13 protein-coding genes and 1 pseudogene are annotated in these 14,019 nt (G+C 63.6%); 4 read left to right on the forward strand and 10 right to left on the reverse strand.

Translation table 11 applies throughout. The annotated features are described in order from the left end of the window. Positions 1–170: 170 nt before the first annotated feature. Both AC1D01_RS06130 and AC1D01_RS06135 read right to left on the reverse strand, forming a co-directional pair. Positions 171–509, reverse strand: coding sequence for a P-II family nitrogen regulator (locus tag AC1D01_RS06130; protein WP_047509787.1), 339 nt, complete (start codon positions 507–509; stop codon positions 171–173). Positions 510–558: 49 nt separating this feature from the next. Then, positions 559–1,296 (reverse strand): TorF family putative porin, encoded by a 738-nt coding sequence (locus AC1D01_RS06135; protein ID WP_477865181.1) that lies wholly within the window; start codon positions 1,294–1,296, stop codon positions 559–561. 287 nt (positions 1,297–1,583) lie between these two features. Here AC1D01_RS06135 and AC1D01_RS06140 point away from each other — a divergent pair. Then, positions 1,584–1,721 (forward strand): annotated as a pseudogene (locus tag AC1D01_RS06140) (ATP-binding protein); the annotation flags it as partial. A 673-nt stretch (positions 1,722–2,394) separates the two neighbouring features. Here the strand turns inward: AC1D01_RS06140 and AC1D01_RS06145 are convergent. From AC1D01_RS06145 to AC1D01_RS06155, 3 genes are read right to left on the reverse strand one after another with little or no spacing between them, the layout of a single operon-like run. Further along, on the reverse strand, positions 2,395–2,841 hold the full coding sequence (locus AC1D01_RS06145; RefSeq protein ID WP_477865192.1) for a hypothetical protein: 447 nt from the start codon (positions 2,839–2,841) through the stop codon (positions 2,395–2,397). Continuing rightward, on the reverse strand, positions 2,831–3,535 hold the full coding sequence (locus AC1D01_RS06150) for a response regulator (RefSeq protein WP_477865182.1): 705 nt from the start codon (positions 3,533–3,535) through the stop codon (positions 2,831–2,833). Before AC1D01_RS06150 ends, AC1D01_RS06145 begins: the two co-directional genes overlap by 11 nt. Next, positions 3,532–4,821: a sensor histidine kinase gene (locus AC1D01_RS06155; protein ID WP_477865183.1), complete on the reverse strand. Its 1,290-nt coding sequence runs from the start codon at positions 4,819–4,821 to the stop codon at positions 3,532–3,534. Before AC1D01_RS06155 ends, AC1D01_RS06150 begins: the two co-directional genes overlap by 4 nt. A 129-nt stretch (positions 4,822–4,950) precedes the next feature. Here AC1D01_RS06155 and AC1D01_RS06160 point away from each other — a divergent pair, with 129 nt between their 5' ends. Further along, the gene (locus tag AC1D01_RS06160) at positions 4,951–7,026 is read left to right on the forward strand and encodes an SPFH domain-containing protein (protein ID WP_477865184.1); all 2,076 of its coding nucleotides are present in this window, start codon (positions 4,951–4,953) and stop codon (positions 7,024–7,026) included. Between the two features lie 486 nt (positions 7,027–7,512). On the opposite strand, the gene AC1D01_RS06165 is transcribed toward AC1D01_RS06160, so the two are convergent. The 4 genes from AC1D01_RS06165 to AC1D01_RS06180 all read right to left on the reverse strand — a co-directional run bounded on the left by AC1D01_RS06165 (position 7,513) and on the right by AC1D01_RS06180 (position 9,944). Beyond that, positions 7,513–7,890, reverse strand: coding sequence for a hypothetical protein (locus AC1D01_RS06165; RefSeq protein WP_477865185.1), 378 nt, complete (start codon positions 7,888–7,890; stop codon positions 7,513–7,515). A gap of 100 nt (positions 7,891–7,990) precedes the next feature. Further along, positions 7,991–8,656 (reverse strand): SGNH/GDSL hydrolase family protein, encoded by a 666-nt coding sequence (locus AC1D01_RS06170; RefSeq protein ID WP_477865186.1) that lies wholly within the window; start codon positions 8,654–8,656, stop codon positions 7,991–7,993. Positions 8,657–8,748: 92 nt separating this feature from the next. Beyond that, positions 8,749–9,243 carry a GNAT family N-acetyltransferase gene (locus AC1D01_RS06175; RefSeq protein ID WP_477865187.1) on the reverse strand — a complete coding sequence of 165 codons (495 nt, stop codon included), beginning with the start codon at positions 9,241–9,243 and terminating at the stop codon, positions 8,749–8,751. 221 nt (positions 9,244–9,464) lie between these two features. Next, the gene (locus AC1D01_RS06180) at positions 9,465–9,944 is read right to left on the reverse strand and encodes a GNAT family N-acetyltransferase (RefSeq protein WP_477865188.1); all 480 of its coding nucleotides are present in this window, start codon (positions 9,942–9,944) and stop codon (positions 9,465–9,467) included. 824 nt (positions 9,945–10,768) lie between these two features. Here AC1D01_RS06180 and AC1D01_RS06185 point away from each other — a divergent pair. Then, positions 10,769–11,269, forward strand: a complete 501-nt coding sequence (locus tag AC1D01_RS06185; protein ID WP_477865189.1) for a hypothetical protein — start codon at positions 10,769–10,771, stop codon at positions 11,267–11,269. A gap of 291 nt (positions 11,270–11,560) precedes the next feature. Here AC1D01_RS06185 and AC1D01_RS06190 read toward each other — a convergent pair whose 3' ends face one another. Next, positions 11,561–12,586, reverse strand: a complete 1,026-nt coding sequence (locus AC1D01_RS06190; protein WP_477865190.1) for an IS30 family transposase — start codon at positions 12,584–12,586, stop codon at positions 11,561–11,563. A 319-nt stretch (positions 12,587–12,905) separates the two neighbouring features. On the opposite strand from AC1D01_RS06190, the gene AC1D01_RS06195 reads away from it, so the two are divergent. Then, positions 12,906–13,301 carry a DUF7677 family protein gene (locus AC1D01_RS06195; protein WP_477865191.1) on the forward strand — a complete coding sequence of 132 codons (396 nt, stop codon included), beginning with the start codon at positions 12,906–12,908 and terminating at the stop codon, positions 13,299–13,301. Positions 13,302–14,019 lie beyond the last annotated feature (718 nt).

A 14,019-nucleotide genomic window follows, 5' to 3' on the forward strand; every position in this document is an offset into this window, starting at 1 on the left:
GGTGCGGACGCCGCGTCAACCGCGGCTGCAGGCGCCGCGGCCGAAGCCGTGGCGGCGGGCGCGGAGGCCGCGTCCTGCGCCAGCGAGACGCCGGCGAAGCCCCAGGCGGCGAAGCCCAGGGCGAGTGTGGCAATGAGTTTCTTCATGGTTGTCTCTTGTTGTTGGCGGGCTCAGAGGGCGTCCTTGCCGGTCTCGCCGGTGCGGATGCGCACCACCTGCTCGAGGGGCGACACGAAAATCTTGCCGTCGCCGATCTTGCCGGTGCGGGCCGCACCTTCGATGGCTTCGATCACGCGGTCGATCAGGCCGTCGTCGACGGCGGCCTCGATCTTGACCTTCGGCAGGAAGTCGACGACGTACTCCGCACCGCGGTACAGCTCGGTGTGGCCCTTCTGGCGGCCGAAACCCTTGACCTCGGTCACCGTGATGCCCTGGACGCCGATGGCGCTCAAGGCTTCACGCACTTCGTCGAGCTTGAAGGGCTTGACGATGGCAGTCACCATCTTCATGGAATGCTCCTGTTGGCAATGAATGGGTGGGGCACGCGCAGGCGCGGGCTCACATCGACTTGGTGATCGTCAGGATGGCGCGCGCCTTGTTGATGTCGCCGTAGAAATCCTTCTTGGTCGCGCCGACGATCGCAGCGCCGCCCGAGAAGCCCGATCCGAGGTCCATCGTCGCGCCGAACTTGTAGTCGGCGTAGTTCTCGTAGCCGACGTCCTTCAGTTCGCCCGACAGGCGCGTGAAGCCCATGTGGGCGTTCAGCGTGATGCCCTTGGCGACCTCGAAATTGCCCGACAGGTCCAGGTAGCCGGTATTGCGGCCCTTGGGCGCCGGCTGGCCCAGCAGCAGGCCGGCCGATTCGCCGAGGCCGAAGTAGTCCTTCGAAACGGTGGTCGAGTACTTCAGCGACACCGGGCCGTAGCTCAGCGCGCCATAGAGCTCGGTGGTGTTGAAGTCGACGACCTTGTCCTTCTGCGAGTAGTAGTACTGCAGCACGCCGACATCGAAGCCGACGTCCTTCGTGATCTCGCCCTTGTAGCCGCCATAGAAGTCCATCTCGATGCCGGAATTGGTGAACCCGATGCTCGAGTTCCAGTTGCCGACATAGAAGCCGCTGTTCGCGTAGTCGAAGCCACCCTGCACGGCCGGCTTGTTGTTGCCCTGGTCCTGGCCGCGGTACTTGTAGTTCGTGGTCAGGCTGAAGTTGGTGGCCACGGCCGGCGCGGCGTCTTCGGCATGGACCGACACGGCGAACAGCGATGCCAGGGCCGAAAGGATCACGATCTTCTTCATGCAGATATCTCCAGGCGTTTTTGAAACAGAGGGGCCGGGGCCTCTGTGCAGCTTTTGTGCCATGGACTTTTTGGGGCATGCGCGCCCCATCGGGGCTCATTCGGCGGCTTTCAGTGGGCTGTCTTGCGCAAAACGCACCGCATAGGTGCCAATTGACACAGCATGCACCCGAGTGCCCGCTCCTGGTGCAAACCGGCTCGATTGAACAGGGGACAGATGCCCCGTGTCGGAGGATCCCCTCCCTGGGCAGAATCGCGCCCCTCTCATCTGCGAAGCGGGGAATGCGCATGACATTGGCCGTCGTCCACAGCCGGGCCCTCGATGGCCTGGCGGCACCCGAAGTCACCGTCGAGGTGCACCTGGCCAACGGCCTGCCGAACTTCACGCTGGTCGGGCTGGCCGACACCGAGGTGAAAGAGGCGCGCGTGTGTTCAACAATGAACTCCGCACACAGGTGCACCAAGAATCAATAGCTTAGCGATGGGGCTCTCACGTTTTTCGGCCCTCTGACTCCGCAAACGGTTGTGTGGAATCATTGTTTGACCCGAACCTCAACAATGCCCAATGAAGGCGGAACAACGCAGGCAAGCGGCCTCACCTCACGCCGGCCATCGATCGTCCTTGGTGGCCGCCGTCGCGAGCGCCTTCTGGTCATGCAGGCTCCGCTCTGTTCGTCATAAGTGGAATTCCTGTCCGTTCACTTGACGAACGGCGGTTTAAGACTGGTTGCGGTCGGTCAGAGCCCGTCGCTCGAGCGACCGCTCTGACGGAGAGGAGTCCTTCGTCGCGCAACGCGTTGGGTTTGCTCGGTCACGCCCGAATGGACGGGCCTGCATGCCGGCGCTGACCAGGTCGAACGGCTGCTACTGCGAGCTGCGAATCAGAGCTATCGACCCAAAGAAGCCAGTGGAGGCGCCGAATCGCCTGCCCGAAACCGGAACTTCCGGAAACACTGATGCGACCTGCGGCGATGCAGCGACACTGCGATCACCGCTTTCCAACTGCGTCACTCACCCGGACGCTTGGCGCGGGATTCTGAATTGCTTGTGCGGCGGCTGCCAGTCGATGCCCAGACGCGTGTCCCGGCACGCAAGCCGATCATGCGCAGCGGCGCAGGGCGCCAGCACGAGCATCAGCGCCTTCTCGTCGACCCAAACTGTGAACTCGCAGTCGTGCGCCGGCGAAGTCGACTTCGATCATGCCGTCGTGCTCGTCCGAGGGCGGGGACTTGCCGATATCCATGCCGTCCGAGCTCGTTGTTGTCGCCAGCGGCGCTGTCTCAACTGCCGGCGCCAGCTGCACCGGCACCAGCGTCACGGCCACGCCCGTCGGTGCACGCATCGCGCGGAGATGGTCTCGCCGCCACTTGAACAGCAGGTTGGCGTTGATGCCAGCCGTCAGCGCGATGGCCGAGACGGACGCGCAGGGCACAAGGCCATGCAGGATCAAGTCCGCCTTGAACGACCGCTCGTGGTGACGCAGATTCGCGAACGCCGCATTGAACTGGATCACATCGAGTGAGGCCGCGGCCGGCTCAGTCCGCACCCTCTACGATTCGATAGCCGACGCCGGGCTCGTTGAGCAGCCGGCGTGGCTCGGCCGGGTCGCGCTCCAGCTTCGCGCGCAACTGCGCCATGTAAAGACGCAGGTAGTGCGTCTGCTCCGTGTGCTCCGCACCCCACACGTCGGCGAGCAGGCGCCGATGCGTGACCACCTGCCCGGCCTGGCGCACCAGGCGCGCCAGCAGCTTGAACTCGGTGGGTGTCAAGTGCACCTCGGCGCCCTCCACTGTGACGCGGTGCGCCGCGAGGTCGACATCCAGTTCCTCGTGACGATAGTGCGTGATGGCCGGCTGCGCCACGGTGCCGCGGTGGCGCAGGGCCACGCGCATGCGCGCCAGCAGCTCGGGCAGACTGAAGGGCTTGACGAGGTAGTCGTCGGCGCCGGCGTCGAGCAACTCGATCTTCTGCACCTCGGCCTGGCGCGCGGAGATCACGATCAGCGGCGTCGCGCGCGATCGCCGCAGCGCTTGCAGGAAGATCTGACCGTCGCCGTCGGGCAGGCCCAGGTCGAGCAGCACCAGATCGACGCCCCCTCCGGACTCGGCATGCTGTGCCAGTGCGTGGGCGTCGGCCAAGCTGGCAGCCGGGAGCACGTCATACCCTTCGACGACCAGCGCCTCACGCAGCGCGGCTCGCAGGTCGCGATCATCCTCGACTAGCAGGATGCGAAGGCTCATGGATTCTCGCTTTCCGGCGGACCCGAAGGCGGCTCCCGCAGTGGCAACAGACACTCGAAGCTGCAGCCGCCGTGGCTGCGCGGGCGCAGGGTCAGCTCGCCGCCGTGCACTCGGGCGATCGCCCGGCACACCGCCAGCCCCACACCGGCACCCGGACGCTGCGACGCGTCGCTCTCACCGCGCTGAAAGACATCAAAGACACGCTCGCGCCAGGCCAATGCAATGCCCGGGCCGCGATCGCGCACCGCCAGCAGCATCCGGTCAGCGATTTGGCGCATCAGTATCTCCACCGGCGCGCCGGGCGGGCCGTACTTCAGCGCGTTGTCGACCAGGTTGTCGAGCAGCTGCGAGACCAGCATCGCGTCACACCACAGCAGCGGCAGCCCGGGCTCGACGCGAGCGCGCACCTGCCGGCCTCCATCCCGCCGCCGCGCCCGCCGCAGTGCCGTGCCGACGATCTCCTCGGCCGATTCCCAGTCGCACTGCGGTTCCACACCCGGTGCGTGGAGTCGCACCAGCTGCAGTGTGTTGTCGGTCAGCCGGCTCAGGCGCTGCACCTCTTCGACGATGCCGGCGGCGAGCTTGCGCTGCTGCGCCAGGTCGAGCCGCTCGGCCTGCTGATCCAGCGACGATGCCGCACTCATGATGCTCGCCAGCGGGGTGCGGTAGTCGTGCGAGACGGCGGCCAGCAGCGCCGTGCGCACGGCCTGCTCGCGCGCCAGTTCGCGTGCCTGCTGCTCGTCGCGGGCGGAGAGTGAGCGTTGCAATGCCAGGCCCATCTGGTCGCACAGCGCTTGCGCGTGGGCGCACAGGCTCAGGTCGACCATGGTGCCCAGGCCGCGCAGCACCGCCGCACCGAGCGTCACGCCGCGTCCGCGCAAGGGCAGGTAGACGTCGGGCTGTTCCGTATCGCGCCGGCTGCCCGGGCCGAGCGCTTCTCCTAGCCATATGCACAGCTTCAGACCGGCCTCCTGCTCGGCACTCGCCTCGCCCACCTGCAGCGCCGCTGCATCCTGTTCGTGCACGCCGAGCTTGATCGACACGAGCACGGCCACCGGCACGCCGCCGGCGGCGACCAGTGCATCGAGCAGCGCGTTGGCATGTGTCGCCGGGTCGCTCGCGTCGCGCAGCCGGTCGCTCCAGTTGCGCAGACGCTCCTCGCGACGCGCTTGGCCTTGTGCCGTCCGCGTGGCGCGCCGCGCCCGCACGAGCAAGACGCCGACGACGCCGTTGAGCATCAGCAGACCGAGTAACAGCCAGCCGGGTGGAGCGACGAGGAGGTTCATGCGCGCAAAGCTTAGGAGGGCCACCGTCAGGAAAGCATAAGCGACGCATCCGGGGCGTGGACACGTTCCATATGCGGCGCTTACGCCCGCTGCTGCAGATTGCTCGCACCGCAACCAACAAAGAGCCACATGACCTCCTTCGACTTCCTCTTCGACCATCGGGCGGCACTCTGGGTGTCAGCCGCACTGCTGGTGCTGCTGGCCTTGTACAAGTGGGTCTTCCGTCTGTTCGGCATCGTCATCGTCCCAGACGACTCGATCGGCACTGTCACCAAATCGTTCGTGCTCTTCGGTGCCCACCGGGAACTACCGCCCGGCCGAATTGTTGCCGTGCTCGGCGAGGCCGGGCTGCAGGCCAATACGCTCGCGCCCGGGTTGCACTTCTTCCTCTGGCCCTGGCAGTACACCGTGTTGCTGGCCAAGTTCACCGTCGTGCCCGACGGCCACATCGGCGTCATAGAAGCCTGCGACGGTGCGCCGCTGCCCGATGGCCGCGTCGTTGCCCGTCATGTCGATTGCGACAACTTCCAGGACGCACGTGCCTTCCTCGGCCGCAGCGGCGAGCGCGGCGTGCAGATGTCGATCGTGCCGCCAGGCGCCTGGCGCATCAACACGCTGCTGTTCACGGTGCACATCGAGCCGATGACGGTGATCGAGCCGGGCAAGGTCGGGGTGGTCGAGGCGCGCGACGGCGCGGCGCTGTCGGGCGGCCGCATCATCGGCCAGCAGGTGGCCTGCAACTCGTTCCAGGACGCCCAGGCCTTCATGGCGCGCGGCGGCCAGCGCGGCCCTCAGATGGGCATCGTGCCGCAGGGCAAGTACCGCATCAACCCGCGGCTGTTCAAGGTCACGCAGGTCAACGTGCTGGACGTGCCCGACAACAAGCTGGGCATCGTCACCACACGCGAAGGCGCGCCGCTGGCTACCGGCGAGATAGCCGGTGCCGAGGTGCCGGGGCACAACCAGTTCCAGGATCCGCAGGCATTCGTTGAGCGAGGTGGCACCAAGGGCCTGCAGGAGCAGGTGCTGCTGGCCGGGCGCTACTTCATCAACCCGATGTTCGCGACCATCGAGATCATCGACATGACCGAGGTGCCGATCGCCTCGGTCGGGGTGGTCGTGGCCTTCGTCGGCAAGGCGGGCGACGACGTCACCGGCGCGGACTTCAAGCACGCCAACATGGTGCGCCGTGGCGAGAAGGGCGTCTGGGTCGATGTGCTCGACCCGGGCAAGTACGCGATCAACACCTACACCCACAAGGTGCGCGTGGTGCCCACCGCGAACGTGGTGCTCAACTGGGCCACCGGTAAGTCGGAGGCGCACAAGCTCGACGTGAACCTGTCGACCATCACCGTGCGCTCGGCCGACGGCTTCACCTTCAACCTGGACGTGAGCCAGATCATCCACATCCCGCGCAACGATGCACCCAAGGTGATCGCGCGGTTCGGCAGCATGGAGGCTCTCGTTACGCAGGTGCTCGAGCCCACCATTGGCAACTACTTCCGCAACGCGGCGCAGAACTCCGACGTGATTGACTTCCTGAAGAAGCGCACCGAGCGCCAGGCTGAAGCCAAGGGGGCGATTGCCCGGGCGCTGAAGGAATACGACGTCGGCGCGGTCGAGACGCTGATCGGCGACATCAACCCGCCAGCGGACCTGATGAAAACGCTGACCGACCGCAAGCTGGCCGAGCAGGAGAAGGTCACCTTCAACACGCAGATGGAAGCGCAGGGCGTCAAGCAGCAACTTGAGCAGGCCACCGCACTAGCGCGCACGCAGGCGCAGGTGGTTGATGCGGAGCGCAAGGTGTCGATCGCTGAGTTCTCGGCGCAGGCTGCTGTCAAGACCGCGGACGGTGCCGCGCAGGCTAAGAAGATCAACGCCAACGCCGATGCCGAGGTGATCCGCGTCACCGGCGTGGCCGAGGCCGGCAAGACGCTGGCCGTCGGCGAGGCCGAGGCGGCGGTGATCCAGCAGAAGATCGCCTCGATGGAGTCGGGCAACTACGCGATTGTTCAGGTCGCGCAGGCGCTGGCCGCAGGCGGCGTGCGGCTGGTGCCCGATGTGCTCGTAAACGGCGGCGCGAAGGGTGAAGGAGGCACGCTCGTGGACGTGTTGCTGGCCGGCTTGGTCCGTGAGCGCCATGTCGCGACGCTCGCCCATGTCGAGACGTCCGCGGCGGGAGAGCCGTCATCGACGACGTGACTGTCTCCCTCGGCGCGCGCGCGGGCCGGGGGGCGGGCAGGCGCGGCATCGCAACGCCAAGCCCGACAGCTTCACGCCGCGTGTGCCGCTCGTGAACAAAGGCCGCGAAGGTTCCAGATTCAGGGACAGTGTCTTGGAGGCAATTGACTTGTTGGCGCCGCCACAAATACCCCAGGCGCCAAGACTCAAGTGACCCGCGAACCGGATCGCCGATCGGGTGATACCGCCGCCTGAACAAGACGCCCGGGGCTCACTCGAATCTTGGCACTGGTGCCATAGACGGTCAGTTCGACATCGGCAGCAACAGACGAGGCAGTTCGCAGCTGGACATAACGTGCAACGATCCGGGCGGCTTTAGTGATTCGGTCAGCAGGCAGGGAAGACTCCGAGGACTGGGACGAATCTGCACCGCAGGTCTTCCCCACACCGGTCGGTGGTGAGCGCCCGCAAATGGCCGATCACTGCCGATCATCAAGGAGCCATGACTTATGGCGCAGTGGTTGCTGTGATGATCGGGCTTTCGCCAAACGACAGCGGCAGATCCGGCAGCGCCATCTCTGTAAGCCGCGCCGACAAGGCAGCATCAATGGGCCGATCTGGAACAGCCATGCGCGCGTAGCAGCGGCGTCGGTCGTCCCAGTCGTACGCGAACAAGCCGACTTTCGAGAAGCTCGTCCAGACGGCGCTCGTGCCCCAGCCCGTGACGGGAATCCGCTCGGCGATGGCCCGATGCTGCATGCATACACCTGCAACCGCCTCGGGGACTGGACCGCTTCCCGCTGTAGCGAACATCGCATAGTTGCCAGCCGCGTCCTTTGCGAACCAGTCGAACTCCAAGCCTTGCATTTCGACTAGCACCTTCAAGTAGCCTCTCCTCGACTCAACATCCCGACAACCATGAAGCAGTCGTCCGCGAAAGACCGAGATTGGCCGACTCCTGCCTCATCGCCGAACTCTAGCGGCTTCATAGTCCCGTGATACGGGCACCTTTCCAGGCAACATTTCCAGCGAGCACACGAGCAATCGAGCGAGCGATCTTGTCTCCGCCCGAGCTGGACGGTTCAAGTGGATTCGCAAAGTCTGCGGGCGTTGCACAGACTGCGCGAAGGTCAATCACGTCAAGACTGCGCACAAGAGCCGTCCGCACGATCACATCGTTGAAAACGGCTAACGCGATGCTTGCTCGGCGGTTGAAATCGACGTCGGGGAAATTTCCGTTGTAGATGGTGCAAACGGTCAATGGGATCCCGCACGCGAGGCATGCGTCCACTGCGGCAACGTACTGCGCTTCGAACTCTTCGCGAACACTGGCCAAAAGCCGCAACGCTTCCGCTGTCGAGGCCACTGGCGTGTCGACAATCTCGACAGCCAGAAGCGCATTGTTGCCGCCAACGCTGAGTACGAGATGCGTAGTGTCGGGTGCCAAGGATTGGAGCTGCGGTTCGACGTCATTCGCTGTCGAACCATCCACTGCGCACAACGTAGCCTGCCAGTCCGCGGGCAGCGCCGAACGTAGCCGTGCCACGACGTCGGGCGCACCTTGCGTGTACGAGATGTTGTCAAAGACCGAGTCGCCGAGGAGCGCGATGTGCGGCATAGGCCGTCCTGTGTTGAAGATGTCCGCGCTCATTCTCTCCTGTGCCGGGCTTCGCACCCGAAAGCCGTCAGTCGCGATCGGCAGCTCCTGGCCGATTGTTGCCGGCCCGCTGCCACCCCGAGCAACTACCCCTGTACTCGCGCCATGAAATGCACGTCGAAGTAGCGGCCATCGAGGCACCAGCCGCGACGGTGCGTTCCTTCCTGCACGAAGCCGAAACTCCGATACAGCGCCTGCGCAACTTCGTTGTCGCTGCGCACCGTGAGTTCAATTCGTGAGAGACCGCGGGCGTTCGCCTTGTCGATGGCGACTCGCATGAGCGCTCTGCCCAGCCCTTTGCCTCTCTCACCAGCCGCGACTGCCATGCCCAGAACACCAGCATGTGTGCGCATCTGACCGAAGAGAGGAAGGACATCGCACCAGCCGAGCACTCTCTGGTCATGCACGGCGACGAAGTGGCTATGGCCTCCAGCAACGATATTGCGGTAGTACGCGAAGGTCTGCTCCTTCGGGCCGGCCTCTGTGAAGGCCAAGAAGCGACGTTCCTTGCAGATTGCGTCGAAGAGCTCATGCAGGCTCTCGAAGTGCATTTCCGCAAGCGGCTCGATTCGAAGTGACATGGTCTCGTGATGTCCAAACGGTATACGTCGTAAGGGTGCGAATCCAAGTCCGGCGAAATCGGCGTCGAACCGAACGATGAGATTCGGCGCTCTAGAAAGTGGGAGCACGCGCGTGGCTTGGACTGACAGGCCGTTGTCACAGTCTGCATGCGTGACTCCAGTCTACATTCCGAAAGCAGCCCTTCGCGAGCGGCCGGACGGCGACACCGAATCCTCACCGACTAGTCCCTCGCAGCGAATGCCGTTCGGTACTTGACGAAGCCACGTTTGGTCGAACCTGAATACCCACATCGCTCGAAGAATTCATGAGCGCGCTCCCGGCCCGCGGCGCTCAGCAACATGATCTTGGAGCAATCTTCTGCAGTGCAGAAGGCCTCGACGGCTTGCAAAAGGCGCTCGCCGATGCGCAAGCCGCGCGCCGCTTCGTCGACGATGATGTTCTCGACCACCGCGAACGGTCGTCGACCAAACATCACGTCAGCACAGAGCGAGACCATAACCGTGCCGAGTACGGCCTCACCCGCCTCGAAAACGAACAGTGCAGTGTTCGGATCGCTCGCTACCTCCGACAGCCGGTCCGGCAACACGCGCACCGCCGGATTTGAGACCAGCATCGCGTAGAGCCGTGCGATACCCGATGCGTCCAACTCGGTGGCTTTCCGGACGACGCCGGTGACGTCTGAAGTTCTCTTGTCAGGCATGAGTCATTGTTGCTCGGGTGGCCGCTCGATCACCAGCCTGCCTGTTCGTCGCCGTCTGCGGCTTCGCACTGGGGAGGCCGGATCGTTTCGCTCCCTCTCGATTCGCAACGGGCACCCCCCGGGAACGCGATCGCACGGCCCCGCGGGCCCGATACCGGTCGCTCGCGAATGGCAGCAAATGGCCGCACTGAGTCATAACTTCACGGGGATGATCCACCGGGACGCCTGCGCAATCCTTGCCGCCCATCGATGTCCGTCCCACCGTTCGGCCGCGCCCGACGTGCGGCCACGTGAAAGACGAGGGCCARCGCGCAACCCCACAGAAGGCAGTTCAATAGCACTAACGCAAGAGCACCTTGTGGCAGATGCTGCAACCAAGTGCTGGGAAGCGCATGGAGGATGACATCGTGGGGGTACTGAAGTACGGCAGCCACGGACGCAGCGCGACCTGCAAGTGCAGAGCGACTGGGTACCTGATCCAAGTCAAAGCCAAATGCGGTGACAGCTGCTGAGAACCACAGTATGAAGTGGGCAACGGCAAAGTAGCCGACTCGACGAACATGTACCAACGCACGCATAGGCGACAGGACGTATCAGTGGTGGGACAGTCTATCTTCCCCACAGCAGACTCTCGTGAAGGACCGCATCTGGCCGACAGTGTATGTTCGCTGCGTCGCTCGCGAGCAGTCAGTCGCAGGGCGTGCCCTCGCCGCTGAGCGCCCGCTTGCAGGGCGACGGACGAAGGGGCACAGTCGGCCACTTCCAGCCGGTCACCAGCGACCGCTATCGGCTAGGCTATCGGCTTCAGGTTCGAAGACTCGCTTATGCCGACCACGATTCAGTACATCCTAGGAAGACAGGCAGTCCAATGTGTCGCCGCCGTTCTGCTGTTCGTGCTTCCATGCACGTCGGTTGACGCGGCGCCGGCTCTCATTGGCAAATGGAAATCGGACCACCAGTTGACAATGCGCTTCGCCCGAGACCGGGCGAAGATGGAAGACAAGACGATCTTGTTCCTCGATCAAATGATGGGTAGATTGACGCTCGTCTTCACGCCGACACATCTGCTCGCTGAGATGCCGGATTGGCAGAGCGAAACCGTTGGAGGCGTAAGGTCGCAGCTTGTCGGCTTTCGCGAGTCACATCGATACAAAGTTCTCGGCTCTACCGCAGATCAGGTCGCCGTCGAGAGTCCGGAACCGGTGACCCGTCGGCAAACTATCACCGTTTACAACTTTGAAGGCCCAGACACCATGTGGGTCTATGTTGGCGGTGCTTCATTTCCGCAACTGAACATTCGTGAGTATTTTGTCCGCATCAAGTAGGCTCACCGGTTGCCTGAGGGCGCGCTAGGGCGCGCACAACTTTTCCTCTTGAGCGACGACTTTTCGGTGCACCAAATAATCTGGCGGCCGTTGGCTTTTGATCGCCTACAGGCGAGCAGGCGCGGCAGCTGACCGGCAACAATCGGCCACGACCGGAAGTTCGCGGACGACAGCTTTCGGATAGGCTAGGCATCGCAACACCACACCTCGTGCATCGAACGACGCTGCGTTCATCGATCCAGCCACATGAAGAACGGCGGTCTCAAGTCTGAAGTGCAACACCCGCCCGCATCAATGCGTGGTTGAGAGTTGACGTTGAGAGTCGGCGTTGAGTATGGCGGCAAATACCCGGATGGGCGAATCCCAGTCGTGCGTTGCGCGAGGCCGGTTGTTCATCTCGTCGGCAATGGCATCGAGCTCGTCCTGGCTGAACACCGACAGGTCGGTGCCCTTGGGCAGGTACTGGCGCAACAGCCCATTGGTGTTCTCGCAGGTGCCTCGCTGCCACGGGCTGTGTGGGTCGCAGAAGTAGACCTTCACGCCAGTACGCCGGGTGAGCTCCTGGTGCCTGGCCATCTCGCGCCCCTGGTCGTAGGTCAGCGTCTGGCGCATCGGCTCGGCGATCGAGTTGAGCTTGGCGCTGAACGCCCGCAGCGCCGATTCGGCCGTCGCATCTGCCATCTTCGCCAGCAGCACCAACCGCGTGCTGCGCTCCACCAGCACGCCCACCGCCGACTTGTTCTCGGCCCCGCGGATCAGGTCGCCTTCCCAGTGACCAGGCATCACGCGATCGGCCACCTCGGGCGGACGCACGTGGATGCTGACCATCTCGGGGATCTGCCCGCGTCGATCCTGCCCACCAGCGCGCGGCCTGCGCGTGCTCTTGCCCTGGCGCAGGCAACTGATGAGCTGGCGGCGCAACTCGCCGCTGGCGTGCGCGTAGATCGCGGTGTAGATCGTCTCGTGCGAGACCTGCATGTCGGGTGCGTCGGGCCACATGCGCGCCAGTGTGCATGCGATCTGCCAGGGCGACCAACGCCACGACAGGCACGTCTTCACCACCAGCCACAGCCGCCCTTCGCGGTACAGCTTCGGCCACGGCCGCCCGGCCTTGCGGCGGGTCTGCGCCATGCATTGCGCTCGGGTCGATGCGTACGCCTTCCTCTGCTCGGTGTTGCGCTGCAGTTCGCGGCTGACCGTGCTCGCCGAGCGGTCGATTGCACGGGCTATCGCCCGCACTCCAAAGCCTTGCTGCCGCAGGCTCGCAATGCTCACGCGATCTTCTGGCTGCAATTGCTGGTATCTCGTCTTGTGCATTCGCTGACCTTACCTGTTGGCAAGGTGTTGCACTTCAGACTTGAGACCGCCAACCTTAAAGGCTCCGACGTTCACCGCGCATCTGGTAGAGAAGCGCAATTCGTCGCCGAGTACCGCACTGGACTCACAGGTGTGAGCTACTCGGGAACCATCACGCTAGTGGGCTGCTCGCCCAGCAGGGTTGGTGGCTTCATGACATGGAGGCGAAAGACGATTCCGCCAGGTCGCGCAGTTGAGCGCGCGATGCGGGAGTCCATCCAGTTTCTCCACGTAGAGCGTCTTCTGTTGAACGGTGGTTAGTGCCGATCGTCGGAAGCCCGTGATCGGCCACCAGCAGACGATCGCCAACGACCGGTTTGGGGTAGGCTGCGCACGGCAATTCCGAACCTCTATGCAACACCTGAGTCACTCATTCAGCGGAGCGCTGCGAACATTCGCCTACTTCATGGCCAGCGGCACTCAGTACACGCTCGAAGGCATCGACTATCTCGACCTGTACGGAAATGACCCGAGCGCGATCGAGCAGGTCTACGCCATCTTCGCGAACGTCTTGCAGCTTGACGAGACGGGGTGCGTGACGAATGCCCACTACGCGCAAAGGAGAGCTACCGACTACCTTCGTGCATATTGCGACCCGAGCTTCAAAGTCGAGCCGCCGTACGAAGACTGGGAGGTCGCCTTGCATGAGCCTCCGCCTCTGGCGGACCGCGTATGACACGCTCGCTATCAGATTGAATCGCGCCGGTTACCGAGGAAGCTCTTCGGTCTGGTAGGCAACCAGGAACAAGTTGTGCTTCGCGAGAGGACGCTGCATGACAAGCCGCTTAGCGTCTCTCATGTCAAATCTTAGGCCCCACTTTGAGCACTGACGCCGAAGTCATTGAAGCCGTTGAGCTCGCATTCTCAGACCTCGAGAGGCCTGAGCACTTCACAAATCATCTTCATTGCGAAGAATGCGCCGAGCATGACCAGACCCTCCTTCAATCAGATCGCGACTCGCTCCAAGTAGACGCCGTGACGAATCCAGGCTGGGATCCCATATCCTTCTGCTCACCGCATGGAAAGGCGTACTACCTGCCGTCCCTGGTCAGATTTGCACTGAATGCTGTGGAGGGGAGCGGAATGCCGTACTGGCAGCATCTGCAAATTCACCTAGAAGGTGATGGACCGAATAGTTCCCTGATCGAGTACTGCTCCACGCCGCGGCGATTGAAGAATGGGGCTCCATGGAAGAAGTCCTCAGAACTCATGAGTATTGGGCAAGTGCGGCCTAGCCATTCCATCGAGAGGACTTCCAACGGGCTGCGTCCGTCGGCGGCCTCTCATGTCAAACGTTGAACGCCCGCTTTCCGGAACCTTGCTCAGCCTGAGCCAACTTCCGCTTTGGGTCGATAGCTCCAGTTCGCGCAGGCGCACAGCGGACGTTCAACCCA

The organism is Rhizobacter sp. P3_B12 (assembly GCF_056402895.1).